Here is an 18,856-nt window from a genome sequence, read left to right as displayed (position 1 = left end):
ATAAAGAATTTACTTTAAGAATATTTCAAATATCCAAGGAGGAATTATAATGACAGTAGCAAAAATCGTATATGCAAGTGCAACAGGAAATACAGAGGGAATTTCAGAAATTTTAGAAGATGCTTTTAAAGATTTAGCAATCGAGGTAGAAAGAATTGAAGCAGACGATGCGGATGATTCAACTTTTGACGATGCAGATATTTGCGTAGTAGCAACTTATACTGATGGTGATGGTGAAGTTCCTTTTGATTTAGAAGACTTCTATGATGATTTACCTGATTTTGAATTAGAAGGAAAAGTATTTGGCGTAGTTGGATCTGGTGATAGTGAATTATATCCAGATTATTTCTGTCAAGCAGCGGTTGATTTTGATCAAGCTTTTGAAAAAACCGGTGCAAAACGCGGGGCACAATTAGTCAAAATTGAAAATGATGCTGATGATGAAGATGAAGAGGTGCTAAAAGCATTTGTAACAGCTTTAACACAAGCATAAAAAAAGGAGTCTGATTGAATCAAGGTCGGCGACGTATTGAATGAGAAATGGCAGCGCGTTTATTATAAAAGTAGCTACGCCATTGCAGGAATTGTTCAAGGCGCTAACTGCGTTTTATTGAGATACTTTTTAAACAATTACAACTTAATCAACAGGACTTATTGCTGCTGATTTCACAACAGGTGAAACAAATATTCCTAATACCTTTGCTAGTGGAGATATCGTTACAGAAACAGCGACAGTCATTTTGGCGATGGGTGCTGGTAAAATTACTCTAAGGCAAATAGACAACTATATCCAAAACTAAAAACTCCATGTATAATAGCAAAGTATTTATGACTTTTTGTCATAATTTTAAGTGAGGTGAACGGAATGAAAAAAATGAAAACGATGGATGGGAACACCGCTGCAGCTTATATTTCTTATGCTTTTACAGAAGTTGCTGCCATCTATCCGATTACGCCAAGTTCAACAATGGCGGAAATGGTCGATGAATGGTCTTCTGTTAACCAACAACGTAATATTTTTGGTGAACCTGTTAATTTAGTAGAGTTACAGTCAGAAGCAGGGGCAGCGGGTACTGTTCACGGTTCTTTAAAAACAGGTGTTTTAACTACCACATATACTGCATCACAAGGTTTACTTTTGATGATTCCCAATATGTTTAAAATTGCAGGGGAACTTTTGCCAACTGTTTTTCACGTTGCGGCACGCGCTGTATCGACAAATGCTTTATCCATTTTTGGTGATCATAGCGATGTAATGGCGGCAAGACAAACAGGTTTTTGTATGCTGGCTGAATCTAGTGTGCAAGAAGTAATGGACTTATCAGCTGTAGCGCATTTGGCAGCGATTGAAGGTAGTCTACCATTTATGAACTTCTTTGACGGGTTTCGGACTAGTCACGAATTGCAAAAAATTGAAGTGTTGGCTTATGAAGATTTAAAGGAAATGGTAAATTGGGAAGAATTGCAAAAATTCCGTCAGCGTGGCATGAATCCAAACCATCCCACTGTTTCAGGGACAGCACAAAATCCTGATATTCATTTTCAACAAAGAGAAACGGTTAATCAATACTATGATAATATTTTGCCGATAGTACAAAAATATATGGGGAAAATTAATGACTTACGTGGAACAAATTACGATTTAACCAATTATTATGGCGATCCTACGGCTACTGAAGTTATTATTTCGATGGGATCTGTTTCTCCAACAATTCAACAAACTGTGGATTACCTTAATAAACAAGGGCGCAAAGTCGGACATTTAAATGTTCATTTGTACCGTCCTTTCCCAGCTGAAAACTTATTGCAAAACTTACCGGCAACAGTCGAGCGAATTGCTGTATTAGATCGTACCAAAGAACCTGGTTCAGATGGAGAACCATTATTATTAGATGTCCAAAGTGTCTTATATCGTCATATCAATCGCCCAATTGTAATCGGCGGTCGCTATGGAATTGCCTCAAAAGATGTTACGCCAGATCAAATTGTGACGGTTTTTGATCATTTATTGTTACCTCCTGATCAATTGAAATATCGATTTACGATCGGGATTAAAGATGATGTTACCCACCTATCTTTACCACAATCAGAAATTTTAGATTTAACATCTCCTAGCACTTTTCAAGCGAAATTCTGGGGTTTTGGTTCAGATGGGACAGTAGGAGCAAACAAACAAGCAATTAAAATTATCGGTAACAATACCGATCAATATGCGCAAGCTTATTTTGCCTATGATTCAAAAAAATCTGGTGGGTTGACCATTTCTCATTTACGATTTGGCGATCACGAAATTCGTTCAACTTATAATGTTGAGTCTGCTGATTATATTGCCTGTCACAATAGCGCCTATATTCATCAGTACGATTTATTAAAAGGGTTAAAAGATGGCGGTACTTTCTTACTTAATACTGTCTGGGACGAAGAAAAAGTAAAGAAAAATTTACCAAGTCATTTGAAAAAATATTTAGCCGTGCACAATATTAATTTTTATATTATCAATGCGATGGATATTTCAATTAAAAACGGGCTCGGACGGCGAATTAATACCGTTTGTTCGGCTGCTTTTTTTGAAGTGACAGATATCATGGACAGAGATACATTTTTACCATTATTAAAACAAGAAGTTCAAAATGCTTATGGCAAAAAATCCATGAAATTAGTCGAAAATAACTGGCAGGCCATTGATGAAACATTTGAATCTTTAATAAAAGTTGACGTACCAACAGAATGGGCAGATGTTGAAGTTCGGGTGAGAAAATCAGAAGATGATGCCCATAAACCTGCTTATATTCGTAATATTTTAGAACCGATTAATCGTCAAGAAGGTAACAGTCTTTCTGTTAAAGATTTAATGGATAATGATATGTTAGGTGGCACAATGGCAATGGGATCGGCTGCTTATGAAAAACGCGGTATTGCATTAGAAGTACCGCAGTGGTTACCAGATGCTTGTACTCAATGTAATGAATGTGCCTTTATTTGTCCTCATGCTGCGATTCGTCCTTTCCTTGCTGATGAAGAAGAAGAAAAAGAAGCGCCAGAAGGCTTTATCACACGTAAAATGCGGGGTGCTGATGGTTTAGAGTACCGTATTCAAGTATCAGTAGAAGATTGTACCGGTTGTGGACTTTGCGTGGAAGCTTGTCCGGCTAAAGGCAAAGCTTTAGTTATGCGACCTTACGAAGAGATGAAAGATGAAGCGATGAACTGGGCTTTTGCGATGACATTGCGTCAAAAAGCCAACCCTGTGAAAAAAGAATCTGTTAAGGGTTCGCAATTTGAGCAACCGTTGCTAGAATTTTCCGGAGCTTGTGCCGGTTGTGGTGAAACGCCATACATTAAACTATTAACGCAACTGTATGGCGATCGCATGATGATTGCCAATACGACAGGATGCTCTTCTATTTGGGGTGGCTCATCTCCTGCAACCCCTTATACTACTAACGCCAATGGTTGTGGACCTGCTTGGTCAAATTCTTTATTTGAAGATAACGCTGAATTTGGTTTAGGGATGTATATCGCCAATGAAACTAAACGGAAACGTTTAGCCAGTGCAGTAGAAGATGTCTTGCAAAAAAATGCTGTTTCTGCTGATACGGCAGCATTATTAGTAGATTGGCTAGAGCACGTACATGATGGAAAAGGCACACAACAACGAGCAGCAAAAGTTATTGCCGCTTTGAAATTAGAAACAAATAAGCTAGCTGTTGCGCCTTTATTGGAATATCAAGATATGTTTGTTAAACCAAGTCAGTGGATTGTCGGTGGCGATGGTTGGGCCTATGATATTGGCTATTCCGGTATCGACCATGTGTTAGCAACTGGCGCAGATGTAAATATTTTTGTCATGGATAACGAACTATACGCCAACACCGGTGGGCAAATGTCAAAAGCAACGCCAACATCTGCGATTGCTAAATTTGCTGCTGGTGGTAAGAAGACCAAGAAAAAAGATTTAGGTATGATGGCGATTGCTTACCAAGATATTTACGTCGCTCAAATTTCAATTGAAGCTAATCCTAAACAAGCATTGAAGGCAATTTTGGAAGCGGAAAGCTATCCTGGTCCTTCCCTTATAATTGGTTACACTCCATGTATTAATCACGGTCTAAAAGGTGGTATGAGTCAGTCGATTAAAGAAAGTAAGGATGCCGTTGAGAGTGGTTATTGGCAACTGTATCGCTACGATCCACGTTTACGTGAAGAAGGGAAAGATCCAATGCGAATTGACTTTAAAAAAGTTGATTTTACAAAGATGAATGAGTTTTTAGAAAATCAAGTGCGTTTTTCTGCTTTACGTAATATTAAAACTTCTACTGAAGAAGTGGACGAAATGCTGGAACAAACGGTTCAAGATATGGAAGAAAGAACAGGTGTTTACAGCCAGTTAGCCGATTTAAATAAATAAAAAATTTTTTCACTATTAATATTAAGAACCTTGAAAGCTGAATTTTTAATTGGCTTTCAAGGTTCTTTTTATAGTCATGTATAAAATGAGATTAAATTTTATCTTTTTTTAATTTCACAAATAGAAAAAAGTGCTGGTTTAAATAAATGATGATTTATAATAAAAACTTTATCATGGCGATTATGGATTTTTCCAATCGTATAGCTAATAATTTTTTCTTCGCCGGCTTTTATAAGATGCTGCGATTTATAACTTGTCACCTTCTTTGGCGTAGCCACCCAGTTGCTACTATCCATGCTATAGCTGTTATGAATGACTAGAATTGCTCCATTGTGAACTTTAATGTGAAAGTATCTTTCGCCTGTCTCATTAAAGTTAATTGTATGAATTCGTTTTCGACCAAATAGTTTAGTCAGTGTGATTTTTTCAGTGTTGATTTTCATTTGTTACTCCTTTTAAAGGAAGATCTGATAGACGATAGCCTTGTTGATGTTTTAAAAAGCGAGATTTTGGCCGAATAATCAGTTGTGCAGTGTAAATTCCTTGATGCCCTGAAACAAAGTAACTAATAAAAGTTCCAACAACATAAAAAGGAATCATCTCAGACCCAAATAAATCAATCCCCAGCATAATAGTTGTTAAAGGAGCATTAGCAGCACAACCAAAGACACAAATCTTACCTACTGCTGCAAATAAACTTGGCGATAAATGGAACGCATTTGCAATACCAGAACCCAAGGCAGATCCAATATCAAATAAGGGGGTAACTTCTCCGCCTTGAAAACCTGCTCCTAAACTTAAGCTAGTAAAGAACAATTTGAATAAAGCTTGTTTCACTGTTGCTAGTCCTGCAAAAGCATCATCCATCATCCATAAACTTAAACCTTCATATTTTTGTCCTTGGAAAATTAACATGAGTAAAACTACAATGAGCGCCGTGATAAAGGCTCTTAGTAAATAATTAGCAAAAACTTGCTGATAGATTTTTTTTAGGCGATGGGTTAAAAAGGCAAAAAAGCGTCCTGCCAGACCAAATACAATACCAGCTAATAAAAAAACTAAAATAAATTGTGGGGTTAAATTATTTACCTTTGAAATGAAATGATGGCTATGGGTTGTCCCCAATGCAAGAGCAGTGAAATTTCCGATATAAGCGGCAGTAAAACAAGATAGAAGTGCATTCCGTTCAATTTTTCCAATATAGGCCATCTCCATACCGAAAAAGGCTCCTGCTAATGGTGTGCCAAAAATTGAGCTAAAACCAGCACTAACACCAGCGTGAATTAGTAATTTGCGACTTTTATTAGTGAGTTTTAAAGACTCACCTAATTTATTAGAAATTACACCGCCAATTTGAACGGCGCTGCCTTCACGACCAACCGAAGCACCAAAAAAATGAGATAAAAGAGTGAAAATAAAAGTCAAAAAGCCCATCCGCAAGGGAACCTTTGCTTCTGTTTGGATGCTTTCAATAATGAGGTTGTTTCCTTTACCAGCATTTTTGCCATAATTTTGATAGGTGTAAGCAGTCAAAATTGCAAGAAGTGGTAAAAAATATAGTAAGTAGGCATGCTGCTCACGAAAATTTCCTACCCAAGCTAGACCAGCCAGTAAAAAATGAGAAACAATACCTGTGACGATTGCAACTATTATAACTGCGCTATAAAAAGTACCACTTTCTTTTATGATCTTGACTATTGCCTGTTTATCCATTTAAATCCTCCTAGAGATAATTTTGTTAAATATTTTAACGCGCTAACTGTGAACGATTAAAAAAATAAAATGAAAACAAAAAAAGCTAATGGTTCTACAAATAAACTTGTAGAAGTCATTAGCTTGAAAGCGGTTTTGGACAAAGCCAAGGGAGAGCATCATTCCCAAAATATTTAACTGTAGTTAGTTTAGCCAAAAGAATGTGGAGAGTCAAGAAAATTTCTGAAATTTTTTTGAAAATGATAAACGTCAATGTTTTGTCAGTTAGCCAATGTTTTGATAACATGATGATGTATTTAAAATAATTATGAGGTGAAAATATGCGGATAAATAAATCAAAAGTTGCCATTATTGGTAGTGGCTTAGTAGGCTCTTCAACAGCCTTTAGCTTAATTACACAAGGAGTTTGTGATGAAGTGTTGATGGTAGACATTAACGCGGAAAAAGCATCGGGTGAAGTCAGAGATTTAAGAAACTCCATTCGTTTTCTAGGTCGAAATGTTAGAGTAAAAGCTGGAACTTATACTGATTGTAGCGATGCAGATATCGTTGTTATCACAGCCGGAGCACCACCAAAAGCTGGTCAAACACGTCTAGATACGCTTGATATTAGTGCAAAGATTGCCAAATCAATCGTTGAACCGGTAATGAAAAGTGGTTTTGATGGTATTTTTGTAGTCGTTTCAAATCCAGTCGATATGCTAGCTCATCTGGTTTATAAACTTTCTGGTTTACCAAAAAATCAAATCATTGGTTCGGGAACTTCAGTTGATTCCGCCCGTTTACAAAACTTTTTAGCAGACTTAGTGGATGTCGATCCTAGAAGTGTTTATGCTTATGCCTTAGGTGAACATGGTGATTCTTTAATGGTTCCTTGGTCAACGGTCACAATTGCGGGTAAATCTTTTACAGATATTATCGCCGACAACGCAGAACTTGTTGGAGACGTGGACTTGGATGAAATCGTCTATAAAACAACCCAAGAAGGTTGGGAAATTTATAATCGTAAAGGAACCACTTATTATGGGATTGCATCTGCTTGTGTGGGGATTATTAAAGCCGTTTTATATGATGAAAACTCCATCATCCCGGTTTCGACTTTGTTGGAAGGGGAGTATGGCCAGACAGGAATATTTGCCGGTGTACCAGCTGTATTGAATCGTTCTGGGGTTTTTGATATTTTAGAAATTCATATGACCGCTACAGAAGAAGAAAAATTCCAACATTCTGCTAATGTTATTCGTGAATACACAGCAAAAATTCAAAAATACGAAAATTAATCCCTTACAATGTAAATAATATCGTAATGGTTGACTATTTAGAAATTCAAGAGTGTTTGGTGGATTTTGTTTAGGAGGAAAAAGAGTGAAAGTACAGGTGGAAAATAAAAATTTTCATTATCAGTTAGATCTATCTGATAAGCTGATCCAAACAGTCACACTGATTGTTTGTGGGACGTTGGTAATAAAAAAAATTATAAAAGTTCAAGCTAAGAAAAAATAAGTCAATTTTGGCTTTAAGTTGAGATATAGCTAATCTAGCGGTAATAAATTAACAGTTTTGTAATTTTTACTAAGGAAAAAGGAGCAATTAAGCGCGTTTAAAAGTTTCTTAATTATTGTTGAGAAAGATAAAGTTGTTATATGACAATCGTCAGAAAATTTCCAAGTCCAAATTTCCTAGGTACTAAAGCAATTAAACACGTGGTTATAAATAAACTTGGTTTTTTGTAATAATTATTTTGAATTTGAAACATTCTGTTAAGTTGTTGTCACCTATGAGCGTGTACTCCTTGTTATGATATGGAAGTCGTTTGAGACGAATATTGGATAACAAAGGAGCAACTCATATATGAAATTAGTAAAATCACTTTTTGCCACAACTGCCGTTTTAGCTGGCTTTGCAGCTTTTGGTATGAATGCCAATGCTGCTGAAGTAAGCCATACTGTAACCAGCTCTGACACATTAACAAGTATCTCCTTAAAATATTATGGTGATACAAATCACGTAAATACAATTGCAAAAGCAAATAACATTCAAAATGTCGATTTAATTATCGATGGTCAAGTATTAAAATTTGATACAGACGCCAAAGCAACAAGTGCTTCTGAAGACAATAATACGTCAGCTTCACAATCAGTAAGCCAAAATGAAACAGCTACACAAAACACTAATACTACCTATTCTGGTCGCACAATTACGATGGAATCAACAGCTTATAGTTCTGATCCAGCCGATGCACTAGGTGGTGGTACAGTAACAGCAACGGGACAAAATTTATTGGAAAATCCAATGGCGGTGGCTGTTGACCCAAGTGTTATTCCATTAGGGACACATTTATATGTTGAAGGCTATGGCGAAGCTTACGCTGTCGATACTGGTTCAGCAATTCAAGGTAATATCATTGACGTCCATTTTCCAACTGCGGCTCAATGTGAGTCTTGGGGACGTCGTCAAGTACAAGTAACTATTTTAGATAACTAAATCATGTAAGCCCCAGCTACTTTTCACTTTTTTTGAAAAGTAGCTGGGGTATTTTTATATGTAGCTAAATTTTTAAGAATAAGTATTAAAATTTCACCTCCATACTGGTGAAGAAACATAATCGTTCCACTTTGATTAATAAATAAATGAGTTTACAGTTTGTTTTATTAAAAAATGTACATAGTTTTGTATTTTATTTGTTATTTTCATGTATACTTAAGGTAATGGGTACTTTTTCAAGTAGTCCAAAATTTTTTAAGGAGGGACTGTATGCGAAAAAATTTTCAAGAAGTGATTGTTGCAATTTTACCGATGACAGTTTTGATTGTCATTTTGACCTTTATTTTTGCACCATTACCCGCTGAAGACTTAGCAACCATTATTATTGGCGCAGCAATCATGATGATTGGAATGACACTATTTTTATTTGGTGCCGAGTATTCCATGTTACGTGTGGGCGAATTGGTAGGAGAATACATGATTAAACGCCGGAGCTTAGCACTTATGATTAGTTTGGGTTTCTCAATTGGAATTGGGATTACAATAGCAGAGCCATCTGTTCAAGTCTTAGCACAACAAGTTACTGAAATTTCTGAAGGCGCTATCACTAAAGCTGTTTTAATTGGTGTTGTCAGTGTCGGAACCGGGATTTTCTTAGCTTTTGCGTTATTACGAACAGTATTTCGTCTATCTTATTATCAGATGATGTTATTAGGCTATGTGGCTGTGTTTATTGCCTCGTTTTTCACTAGTCCAGAATTTATGCCAATTGCTTTTGATGCTGGTGGGGTAACAACTGGACCAGTTACGGTACCATTTATTTTAGCGTTGGCGAGTGGGTTAACCAGTATGATTCATCAGAAAAAAGGTGAAAATGATAGCTTTGGCATGGTGGGCGTTTCTTCTTTAGGGCCAATTTTAGCTGTGATGGTGTTGGGGGTGATTTTCCAATGAGTTTTCTCCAACAAGTATTTAGTGGTTTTACTACGATGATTAAAGAAGTATTACTGGCAATTTTTCCCATTGTTTTTCTCTTTGTCTTGTTGAATTTCACCAGTTTTAAATTGAAGAAGAAAAAATTTATTCAAATCTTGAAAGGTTTTCTAATTACCACAGTGGGTTTAATTCTATTTTTACATGGTGTAAATATTGCATATGTGCCGGTAGGACAATATCTTGGGAGTGAAATTGCCAAGTTAGATTATAACTGGATTTTAATTCCATTAGGATTTTTGATGGGCTTTTTAGTTGGTTTTGCTGAACCGGCGATTCATGTAATGGTAAAACAAGTAGAAGAAGAAAGTGGCGGAACCGTCCGCAGTAAAGTCTTGTTAGCTGTTGTTTCACTGGGGATAGGTGCGGCTGTCAGTTTGTCCATGTGGCGCTTATTAGCAGGCTTTAGCTTGTATTATTTTCTTATTCCGGGTTATATCCTCGTTTTTATTTTAGGTAGAAAAGTAGATAAGATGTTTTTAGCAATGGCTTTTGACAATGGCGGGGTTGCAACTGGACCTATGTGTTCAACTTTCATCTTATCAATGGCAGTGGCGATTGCTGCTGAAATTGAAGGACGGAGCCCGTTAATTGATGGTTTTGGAGTAGTAGCGTTAATTGCTTTAACTCCGATTTTATCAACACTTGCGTTAGGATATATTTATAAAAGAAGAGCGGAACAAAAAGTAGTGAAAGTGGAGGCTGAAAAATGAACAAACCAGTAGCATTGAATCTTGAGATGATTATTACTATTGTGGAACGTGGCATAGGCGATGCTGTCATTGAATATTCCAAACAGGCTGGCGCAAATGGAGGAACCTTACTTCACGGTAAAGGATCTGGTTCGCATGATAAAGGACGCTTTTTTGGAATTGAAATTGAACCTGAAAAAGATATTGTATTAACCTTGGTGCCAGATAGTCTCACGAATGAAGTGATGGATGCCATTGGTAGAGGCATTAAAATTAATGAACCGGGTAACGGTATTTGTTTTAGTATCGATATTGATAAGGTAATGGGGATTACAGAAATTAACTCTTATCGTAGAGTTGTCGATATGGATCAATTACTCGATTAATTACTTATAAAAAATAACACACCCGCAATCTATTTTTGTCCTATTTTATCATAGGGTAAAAACAGATTACGGGTGTGTTTTCGTTAATTTAACTGCATTTTTTGTTCTTCATCTAAGCGACGTAATTCTTTCATAGCTTTAATATAGGAGTATAATAAGACAATGACAGATCCCGCCCAAGCAAGGGGTGATGCCGCTGCTGCACCGGGATATTGGAAATAATGGGTTAAAACAATTGCTGCAAACGAACGCATGATCAATTCCATAATACCGGCAATGGTTGGGATTTTGGTTTGCCCTAATCCTTGTAAGGTATAGCGCAAAATAAATAAAATCGCTAATATCCAATATAAACTTGCGACGATGAGAAAGTAGATTCGTGATAGTTCAAAAACTTTGGTTTCACTACGACTGACAAATAAAGCGACAAAAGAATCTCCAAATGTAATCACGACAATACCGGCGATAATACTAAAGATAATACTCATGATTAAACACTGTTTAACACCTTCTAAGATACGACCATATTTTTTTGCACCATAATTTTGGGCAGTAAACGTCGCCATCGTAACCCCAAAACTCATCATTGGCTGGGTTGCAAATTGATCAATTCGACCGGCCGCTGCTTGCGCTGCTACTGCATCTGTACCAAGACTATTAATGGCTGATTGTAAAACAACAGCGCCAATTGCGATAATTGAAGCCTGAAAAGCCATTGGCAGTCCAGCATTTAGATGAACACGGTATTCTTCTTTCAAATCCTTAAAGTCACTTTTACTAATTTGTAACAGTGGAATTCGTCGCTTAATATAAATAAAACACATTAAACTAGCTGACATTTGTGCAATGACAGTAGCATAACCAGCACCAGCAACGCCCATATTAAATTGGGTAATGAAAACTAAATCGAGCACGACATTAATGATAACTGCAAAAATTAAAAAGAATAGTGGCGTGCGGCTATCCCCTAAAGCACGGACCATATTGCTTAAAAGGTTAAACGCCATGGCGGCAAACATTCCCCCTAAAATAACAGAAATAAATTCTTGGGCTTGATTTAGAATTTCTGGTGGTGTCTGCATAATAACCAGTAGGGGCCGCAAAAAGACTAAGCTTAGAATGGTTAAAATAAGGGTGACGACTAAACTAATAACAAGACTTGCTGCAAAACTTTTTTTGACACTTTTGTAATCTCTAGCACCAAATCGTTGTGCAGTAATAATCGATAGCCCTGCAGTTAAACCTTGGGCAAAACCGATGATTAAAAACGTAATACTTCCGGTAGATCCAACAGCAGCTAAAGCATCTTTGCCGATAGTTTGACCGACGATAATCATATCGACCATATTATAAAATTGTTGAAAAACATTTCCCACAAACAATGGAATGGTAAACATAAAAATCAGTTTGGCAGGTGTTCCGGTTGTCAAATCTTTCATGTAATTACTCCTAATTTTTTGAATATTTATTATTTTTAACTGTTTGTCTAAGTAAAGTAAATGGTAGCATAAAAGTTATCAAATACAAGCTTTTTTCAGGCGATTTTGCAAGAATTTTCACTTTTTTCATGACATTTCTTTTTATTGCTGGGATAATAAAGAAGAGGAGGCAACAAGATGAAAGTTGTATTAATACGTCACGGTGAAAGTATCGCAAATTTTGAAAATTACTGGACTGGTTGGTTGGATGTTCCATTAACGGAAAAAGGTAAACAGCAAGCAAAAGAAGCGGGCAAGAAAATTCATAAAGCTGATATTCAATTTGATGCTGTCTTTACTTCGGTTTTAAAAAGAGCCATTTTAACCAGTCAATTAGTCTTAGAAGAAGCTGAGCAATTATGGGTGCCGGTCACAAAAACATGGCGCTTAAATGAACGGCATTATGGGGCGTTAATCGGTAAAAATAAAGATGAAATGGCGACTCTTTACGGAGTTGAACAAGTAAAAAAATGGCGCCGTGGCTATTGGGAGATGCCACCTTTAGAAAGTAGCCAAACTTTTGATCGTCGCTACCAAGGGTTAGGCTCAAAAGATCTTCCAAAAGGTGAAAGTTTAGCACAAACACAAAAACGAGTTGTGCCATTATGGCAAGATCAGATAGCACCGCTTCTATTGGCTGGAAAAAATATTTTAGTAGCAGGACATGGTAACAGTTTACGGGCACTAGTAAAATATTTAGAAGAAGTACCTGATAATCAATTGGATACTATTGTTATTCCTAATGCACAACCAGTTGTCTATGAATTTAATGATAAATTGGCACTTATTAAGAAAACCATGCTATAAATCCGAACTATTCTTTTAATAAGATTTATTTTGTTCTTTTTTTTATCGTAAGGAAATTGTATTTTTGTTATACTCTGAAAAAACAGGAGGTATTTTTATATGAAAGCTATTTTAACTGTAATTGGCCAAGACAAAGTAGGAATCATTGCTGGGGTAAGCCAAAAACTGGCGGATTTGGATATTAATATTTTGGATGTTTCACAAACAATTATGGAAGAATATTTTACAATGACTATGATGTTGCAATTAAAACAAAATGCCGATTTTGAAAATATAAAAAAAGAATTGCATTCTGTCGGGGTGAAATTGGGTGTGAAAATCAACATTCAAAACGAAGAAATTTTCAATGCAATGCATAAATTATAAGTAAGGAGTTTAGACCATGGAAACAAATCAGATTTTAGAAACCATTCGCATGGTAGAAGAAGAAAACCTAGACATACGAACGATTACAATGGGAATCTCTTTACTAGATTGTATCAGCGGTGATGTCAATAAAACTTGTGCTAACATTTATGACAAGATCACCACAAAAGCACGTCATTTGGTTAGAGTTGGCGAAGAGATTGAAACAGAATTTGGTATTCCAATTATTAATAAGCGAATTTCGGTCACGCCAATTTCACTCATTGCCGCAGCAAGCGGGACTAATGATTGTATTCCTTTTGCTAAAACTTTGGATAAAGCCGCAATTGCATTAGGTGTAAATTTCATCGGCGGTTTTTCTGCTTTGGTTGAAAAAGGTTACCAAGGAGCCGATCAAGCGTTAATTGCTTCGATCCCTGAAGCCCTAAAGGAAACGCAATTTGTTTGTTCTTCTGTCAATATTGGTTCAACGCGAGCTGGAATTAATATGGATGCTGTTAAATTAATGGGAGAAACAATCAAAAAAACGGCTGAAGCATCAGACATGGGGTGTGCAAAATTAGTTGTTTTTGCTAATGCAGTTGAAGATAACCCATTTATGGCGGGAGCTTTTCATGGTGTTGGTGAAGCAGATTGTGAAATTAACGTTGGTGTTAGTGGTCCAGGTGTAGTGAAGCGAGCCTTGGAAAAAGTTAAAGGGGAATCCTTTGATGTGGTGGCTGAAACGGTGAAAAAAACTGCCTTCAAAATTACACGAATGGGACAATTGGTGGGACAAGTGGCTTCAAAGCGTTTAGGTGTACCGTTTGGAATCGTCGATTTGTCTTTAGCACCAACACCTGCTGTGGGAGATAGTGTGGCCCTTATTTTAGAAGAAATGGGATTAGAATCTGTCGGTACTCACGGCACAACCGCTGCTCTTGCCCTTTTAAATGACGCAGTTAAAAAAGGTGGCGTAATGGCATGTAATCATGTTGGTGGCTTATCAGGTGCTTTTATCCCGGTTTCTGAAGATGCGGGAATGATTAAAGCCGTAGAAAATGGCTTGTTAAATTTAGAAAAATTAGAAGCTATGACGGCAATTTGTTCTGTGGGATTAGATATGATCGCTATTCCAGGGGATACAACCGCTGAAACGATTGCAGCTATGATTGCCGATGAGGCAGCTATTGGAGTGATTAATCACAAGACAACTGCGGTACGAATTATTCCAGCTAAAGGACAAAAAGTAGGCGATATGGTGGAATTTGGTGGTTTGTTAGGTCGCGCGCCGGTAATGAAAGTTAATCCAGCCAAAAGTAGTGATTTCATTGCCCGGGGTGGACGAATTCCAGCGCCAATTCATTCATTTAAAAACTAAAGGTTGGTGGCTATGAAAGATTTTATTTGGGACTTTGATGGTACGCTATTTGATACTTACCCCAACATGTTAAAAGCAATTTTGAAAGTTTTACAAGAAGAAGGTATATTTGCAGATAAAGAGACGATTTATCAACTATTAAAAGAAAAATCTTCAAAGGCTGTCACCCAGCGCTATCAACTAGATTTTAATGATTTTTCGCAACGTTTTCATCAGTATGAAAATGACATGGAAAAGTGGCCTCATCCTTTTGATCATGTCGCAGAAACATTAGATGCGGTGCAAAAAAATGGTGGTCGCAATTTTATCATGACTCATCGTACAGTTTCTTCGACGAAAAAATTATTGAATTATTATCATTTAACTGATTTTTTTGTTGAAGTTGTGGGAGAAGAAAATAATTTTGCCAGAAAACCTGATCCAGCGGCACTAAATTATCTAGTGAAAAAATATCATTTGCCAAAAATGCAAACTGTGATGGTAGGTGATCGACTTTTAGATATTGAGGCGGGAAAAAAAGCGGGCTTAAAAACGTGTTTTTTTGATAATGAAGGTTTGCTAAAAAATATTGTCGCTGATTATTATGCGACCGATTTTTTACAGTTAGAAAATTTAATTGATAAGTAACTTACTTAAAAAAGCCTATAGATATGCAGATAAACGGATATGTTGAAGCAATCGTCAAAGATGAGATAATAAATCTAATCTTTGACGATTTTTTGCTATTTTTATGAAGTTTGAAATATTAGCGTCTTTTATTGCGTAATTAAATGTGAAAGGAGGAGAAAATGGACTTTTTAGCGAATAAAAAAAATCAGTTGTTTGTTGGGGGAATAGTTTGCATTTGCCTGTTGCTAGTGGGGATCTTTTTTATTTGGCACAAACAAAATGAAGAAAAATCATGGGAAAATTTAACAAATACTACGAGTACGACAAGTAGTGAAGCTAAAACCAGTCAAAGTCAAAGCCCGACCATTACTGTTGATATTAAAGGAGAAGTGGTAAAACCTGGTGTTTACGAGCTTTCCAATGATGCTAGAATGCAAAAATTGGTGCAGCTAGCTGGTGGCTTTACAAAAGAGGCGCAACAAAAAGAAATTAATTTAGCCCAAAAACTTCAAGATCAACAGATGGTTTATGTCCCCAATAAAAAAGAACAGCTACAGACTAATGAAGTAAATGATACTGAAGGTAGTAATATGGCAAGCGCTACGTCAAATGAAAAGGTAAATATTAATACAGCAGATTTAACACAGTTACAAACGTTATCTGGAATTGGGATAAAAAAAGCAGAAGCAATTTTAACTTATCGGGAAGAAAATGGTAATTTTAAATCAATTGAAGAACTAAAAGAAGTTTCGGGAATCGGGGAAAAGACGGTTGAAAAATTACGTGCATCGATTACAATATAAATAAAATCTTAAAGGAGCAAAGTTATGACTGATCAGAGAATTCCTTGGGACCAGTATTTTATGGCACAGGCAGTCCTTTTAGCATTACGAAGCACGTGTACGCGACTTGAAGTGGGTGCCACTTTAGTAAAAGACAAACGCATTATCGCAGGGGGCTATAATGGATCAGTTAGCGGGGATGTCCATTGTATTGATGATGGCTGTTACGTCGTAGATAATCATTGTATTCGGACCATCCATGCTGAAATGAATGCACTTTTACAATGTGCTAAATTGGGTATTTCTACCGATCAGGCAGAAGTCTATGTTACCCATTTTCCTTGTTTACAATGCACTAAAGCTCTTTTACAAGCTGGTATTCGTAAAATTTATTACTTACATGATTATCGCAACGATCCGTATGCGGTCGAATTAATCAACCAAGTTGGCGCTACTGCGCAAAAAGTTGTATTAGAGCCCGAATATTTTCAAAAACTTTCTTTTGGTTCATTAAACGAATTAACTGAATAAAGACTTAACCAACTACTGGATTTTCCCGAGTCTGGGGTTGGTGTTAATTATTTGTAGTATCTACTATAAACAACCACTGTTTTTATTGCTTTTGTTTTTATATTGTAGCTATTTTTACTGTAGTCGCCATTTTAAATTGCTTTTAGTGATTGGCCTCTGCAGTCTTTTTATCGTACCACGTCTAATTAATATCTTAGAAAAAACGGATCAGGTTTATCACGGACCACAACAATTCTTACTTCAAATAAAAATAGATAGTCTAAAGGTTAATGGCGACAGTTTAACCTTTAGTGCTAAAAATCAGCAACAAGAAAATTTTAGTTGTTATTACCGTTTAAAAAATAAAACGGAAAAAGATTTTGTTAACAACAAAAACTTTAATCAAAATTTTGTTACCGTCTGGGGCGAAGTTACTAAAGGGCGCAGTCGCCGTAATCTTGGGGGCTTTGATCAGAAGAACTATTTAAGAAGTCAGCATTATTGTGGCACGTTAAATATTGAAAAATTAAAGTGGCACGAAAAAAAGACGTTTAACTTTTGTCAAATACGTGCAGCTTTAATTAGACACCTAAAGGAGAAATTTCCTAAGAAAACCAAAGCATATCTAGCCGCATTATTTTTAGGCTATAAAGATCAAGATTTTAAAGAAACGCAAGCTACGTTGTCACCAACTGGTATTTTACATTTTTTTAGTATCTCAGGGTTACATGTTCATCTTTTTTTAGGAGCCTTTTTGAGTATTCTCCAACTATTACGTTTGACCTTAAAAGCGAGTGTGTTACCGTTGTTGTTATTTGCAGGCATCTTAATAATTCTAACGGGGGGAAGTATCGGTATTTTTCGCGCCACAACACTTTTCTTTTTAAGCATCTTGACTCAACTAATTCCCCTTACATTTTCACCGTTAGATAAATTTAGTCTCGTTTTTTTACTGTGTTTAGTTAAAGATCCTTTACTAATTTTTCAAACTGCAGGTCAACTATCTTTTGTGATGGCGTTGTTACTTTTAGTAACCGTTAAAGAAACGACTTTTTTAGGCCAAGTGAAACAAAGTTATTGGCTGACTTTATTAGCTTTGCCAATTATTTGTTATTACTTTTATGAATGGCCACTTTTAGGCGGTCTTTTAACAGTCCTTTTATTGCCACTGTTTAAATTTTTCTTATTGCCAGTAGGTTTTATCTTATTAATGATGAGTTTTATTACACCTGTAAACATTTTTGTGCTATTGTTTGAAAAATTTATCGAGTTTTTTGAAAGTCTTTTAAGTCTTAGTACGTTTACATTGCCGATAGGTTGGCTGCCACCAATTTTTGTCATCTTCTTTTTATTAAGTGGCATTTTTGTCTATCAAAAAAAACACACTTATTGGCTAATTGTGGGACTAATTTTACTCCCCTTTATGATCAATCGTTTATTTTTTCCCTTAATGGCGATTTTTGTTGATGTCGGCCAAGGAGATGCGATTTTGTTTAAGTCGGCGTTCAATCGAGAAGTTGTCTTAATTGATACTGGTGGGAAATTATCATTTCAGAGTGAAAATTGGCAAGAAAAAGTTCAAAATAGTAACGCTCAAAATACACTGATTCCACTTTTAAAAGCGTTAGGAATTACTAAGATTGATAAGATTTTTATTACTCATGGAGATACTGATCATATGGGAGACTTAGACGAGGTCTTAAAACGGTTTAAAGTGGATAATTTAATTTTGGGGGCTGGTAGTCAAAAGCATCAAAATTTGCAAAAGACTTTAAAAAAATTACCCCCTAAAACAAATTTACGTGTAGTTAAAGGAGAGTATCTGATTAACGACCATTTTCCTATCCGCGTTTTTGCTCCGCTTGAAGGTAAAGGAGAAAATGAAGACTCGCTTGTTTTACAAATTCAAATGCGACAGCAACGCTTTTTATTGACAGGTGATTTACATCAAGCAGGAGAAGAATTGCTAGTAAGAAAATACCATGGATTAAAAAGTGACGTATTGAAGTTAGGTCATCACGGCAGCCGAACTTCTTCATCGTTAAAATTTATTCAGGCTATATCCCCAGATGCAGCCGTTATTTCTTGCGGTTTAAATAATCGTTTTGGCCATCCTCATGATGAGGTTTTAACAACCTTACAAGTTAAAAACGTTCAGGTTTTACGTACCGATCAACAAGGGATGATTTATTTCAGCTGGCATTTATTTCAAGATAAAGCAATGCCTAAAGTGATAGAAGAATCCGCTAGCTCTAATTAAAAGGAAAT

18 protein-coding genes and 1 riboswitch are annotated in these 18,856 nt (G+C 36.2%); of the genes, 15 read left to right on the top strand and 3 right to left on the bottom strand.

The window, feature by feature from the left end:
* The first annotated feature begins 49 nt into the window (after positions 1–49).
* Complete coding sequence (locus tag RU96_RS06385) at positions 50–493, top strand: flavodoxin (protein WP_071864710.1); 444 nt, start codon at positions 50–52, stop codon at positions 491–493.
* Between the two features lie 372 nt (positions 494–865).
* Positions 866–4,408, top strand: coding sequence for a pyruvate:ferredoxin (flavodoxin) oxidoreductase (gene nifJ, locus RU96_RS06380; protein ID WP_071864709.1), 3,543 nt, complete (start codon positions 866–868; stop codon positions 4,406–4,408).
* 98 nt (positions 4,409–4,506) lie between these two features.
* Here nifJ and RU96_RS06375 read toward each other — a convergent pair whose 3' ends face one another.
* Entirely contained in the window at positions 4,507–4,851 is a 345-nt protein-coding gene (locus RU96_RS06375) for a hypothetical protein (RefSeq protein WP_071864708.1), read from the bottom strand.
* Positions 4,835–6,121: a chloride channel protein gene (locus RU96_RS06370; protein WP_071864707.1), complete on the bottom strand. Its 1,287-nt coding sequence runs from the start codon at positions 6,119–6,121 to the stop codon at positions 4,835–4,837. The genes RU96_RS06375 and RU96_RS06370 overlap by 17 nt, the downstream gene beginning before the upstream one ends.
* A 102-nt stretch (positions 6,122–6,223) precedes the next feature.
* Positions 6,224–6,296, bottom strand: a riboswitch (Fluoride riboswitch).
* A 145-nt stretch (positions 6,297–6,441) separates the two neighbouring features.
* Here RU96_RS06370 and RU96_RS06365 point away from each other — a divergent pair.
* The 6 genes from RU96_RS06365 (at position 6,442) to RU96_RS06345 (ending at position 10,676) form a co-directional block, all read left to right on the top strand.
* Entirely contained in the window at positions 6,442–7,401 is a 960-nt protein-coding gene (locus RU96_RS06365; RefSeq protein ID WP_071864706.1) for an L-lactate dehydrogenase, read from the top strand.
* A gap of 85 nt (positions 7,402–7,486) precedes the next feature.
* Entirely contained in the window at positions 7,487–7,624 is a 138-nt protein-coding gene (locus RU96_RS13040; RefSeq protein WP_169818345.1) for a hypothetical protein, read from the top strand.
* A gap of 348 nt (positions 7,625–7,972) precedes the next feature.
* On the top strand, positions 7,973–8,605 hold the full coding sequence (locus tag RU96_RS06360; RefSeq protein WP_071864705.1) for a 3D domain-containing protein: 633 nt from the start codon (positions 7,973–7,975) through the stop codon (positions 8,603–8,605).
* A 270-nt stretch (positions 8,606–8,875) separates the two neighbouring features.
* On the top strand, positions 8,876–9,559 hold the full coding sequence (locus RU96_RS06355; RefSeq protein ID WP_071864704.1) for a DUF1538 domain-containing protein: 684 nt from the start codon (positions 8,876–8,878) through the stop codon (positions 9,557–9,559).
* On the top strand, positions 9,556–10,311 hold the full coding sequence (locus RU96_RS06350; protein WP_071864703.1) for a DUF1538 domain-containing protein: 756 nt from the start codon (positions 9,556–9,558) through the stop codon (positions 10,309–10,311). The genes RU96_RS06355 and RU96_RS06350 overlap by 4 nt, the downstream gene beginning before the upstream one ends.
* Entirely contained in the window at positions 10,308–10,676 is a 369-nt protein-coding gene (locus tag RU96_RS06345; RefSeq protein WP_071864702.1) for a P-II family nitrogen regulator, read from the top strand. The genes RU96_RS06350 and RU96_RS06345 overlap by 4 nt, the downstream gene beginning before the upstream one ends.
* A gap of 83 nt (positions 10,677–10,759) precedes the next feature.
* On the opposite strand, the gene RU96_RS06340 is transcribed toward RU96_RS06345, so the two are convergent.
* The gene (locus RU96_RS06340) at positions 10,760–12,115 is read right to left on the bottom strand and encodes an MATE family efflux transporter (RefSeq protein WP_071864701.1); all 1,356 of its coding nucleotides are present in this window, start codon (positions 12,113–12,115) and stop codon (positions 10,760–10,762) included.
* A gap of 177 nt (positions 12,116–12,292) precedes the next feature.
* Between RU96_RS06340 and RU96_RS06335 the strand changes: the two genes are divergently transcribed.
* The 7 genes from RU96_RS06335 (at position 12,293) to RU96_RS06305 (ending at position 18,848) form a co-directional block, all read left to right on the top strand.
* On the top strand, positions 12,293–12,961 hold the full coding sequence (locus tag RU96_RS06335) for a 2,3-bisphosphoglycerate-dependent phosphoglycerate mutase (protein ID WP_071864700.1): 669 nt from the start codon (positions 12,293–12,295) through the stop codon (positions 12,959–12,961).
* A gap of 99 nt (positions 12,962–13,060) precedes the next feature.
* Entirely contained in the window at positions 13,061–13,327 is a 267-nt protein-coding gene (locus tag RU96_RS06330; protein ID WP_071864699.1) for an ACT domain-containing protein, read from the top strand.
* Between the two features lie 16 nt (positions 13,328–13,343).
* Positions 13,344–14,687 (top strand): PFL family protein, encoded by a 1,344-nt coding sequence (locus RU96_RS06325; protein ID WP_071864698.1) that lies wholly within the window; start codon positions 13,344–13,346, stop codon positions 14,685–14,687.
* Between the two features lie 12 nt (positions 14,688–14,699).
* Positions 14,700–15,314: an HAD-IA family hydrolase gene (locus tag RU96_RS06320; protein WP_071864697.1), complete on the top strand. Its 615-nt coding sequence runs from the start codon at positions 14,700–14,702 to the stop codon at positions 15,312–15,314.
* Positions 15,315–15,475: 161 nt separating this feature from the next.
* A complete protein-coding gene (locus tag RU96_RS06315) occupies positions 15,476–16,099 on the top strand; it encodes a helix-hairpin-helix domain-containing protein (protein ID WP_071864696.1) in 624 nt (207 codons plus the stop codon).
* A gap of 24 nt (positions 16,100–16,123) precedes the next feature.
* Entirely contained in the window at positions 16,124–16,609 is a 486-nt protein-coding gene (locus tag RU96_RS06310; protein WP_071864695.1) for a ComE operon protein 2, read from the top strand.
* A 145-nt stretch (positions 16,610–16,754) separates the two neighbouring features.
* Positions 16,755–18,848 (top strand): DNA internalization-related competence protein ComEC/Rec2, encoded by a 2,094-nt coding sequence (locus RU96_RS06305; protein ID WP_249024156.1) that lies wholly within the window; start codon positions 16,755–16,757, stop codon positions 18,846–18,848.
* Positions 18,849–18,856 lie beyond the last annotated feature (8 nt).

The sequence above is a fragment of the Enterococcus canintestini genome (assembly GCF_001885735.1).
Taxonomy (GTDB): domain Bacteria; phylum Bacillota; class Bacilli; order Lactobacillales; family Enterococcaceae; genus Enterococcus_C; species Enterococcus_C canintestini.
The sequence above is the reverse complement of the archived record's forward strand: the minus strand, read 5'-3'. Positions and strand labels throughout refer to the sequence as shown.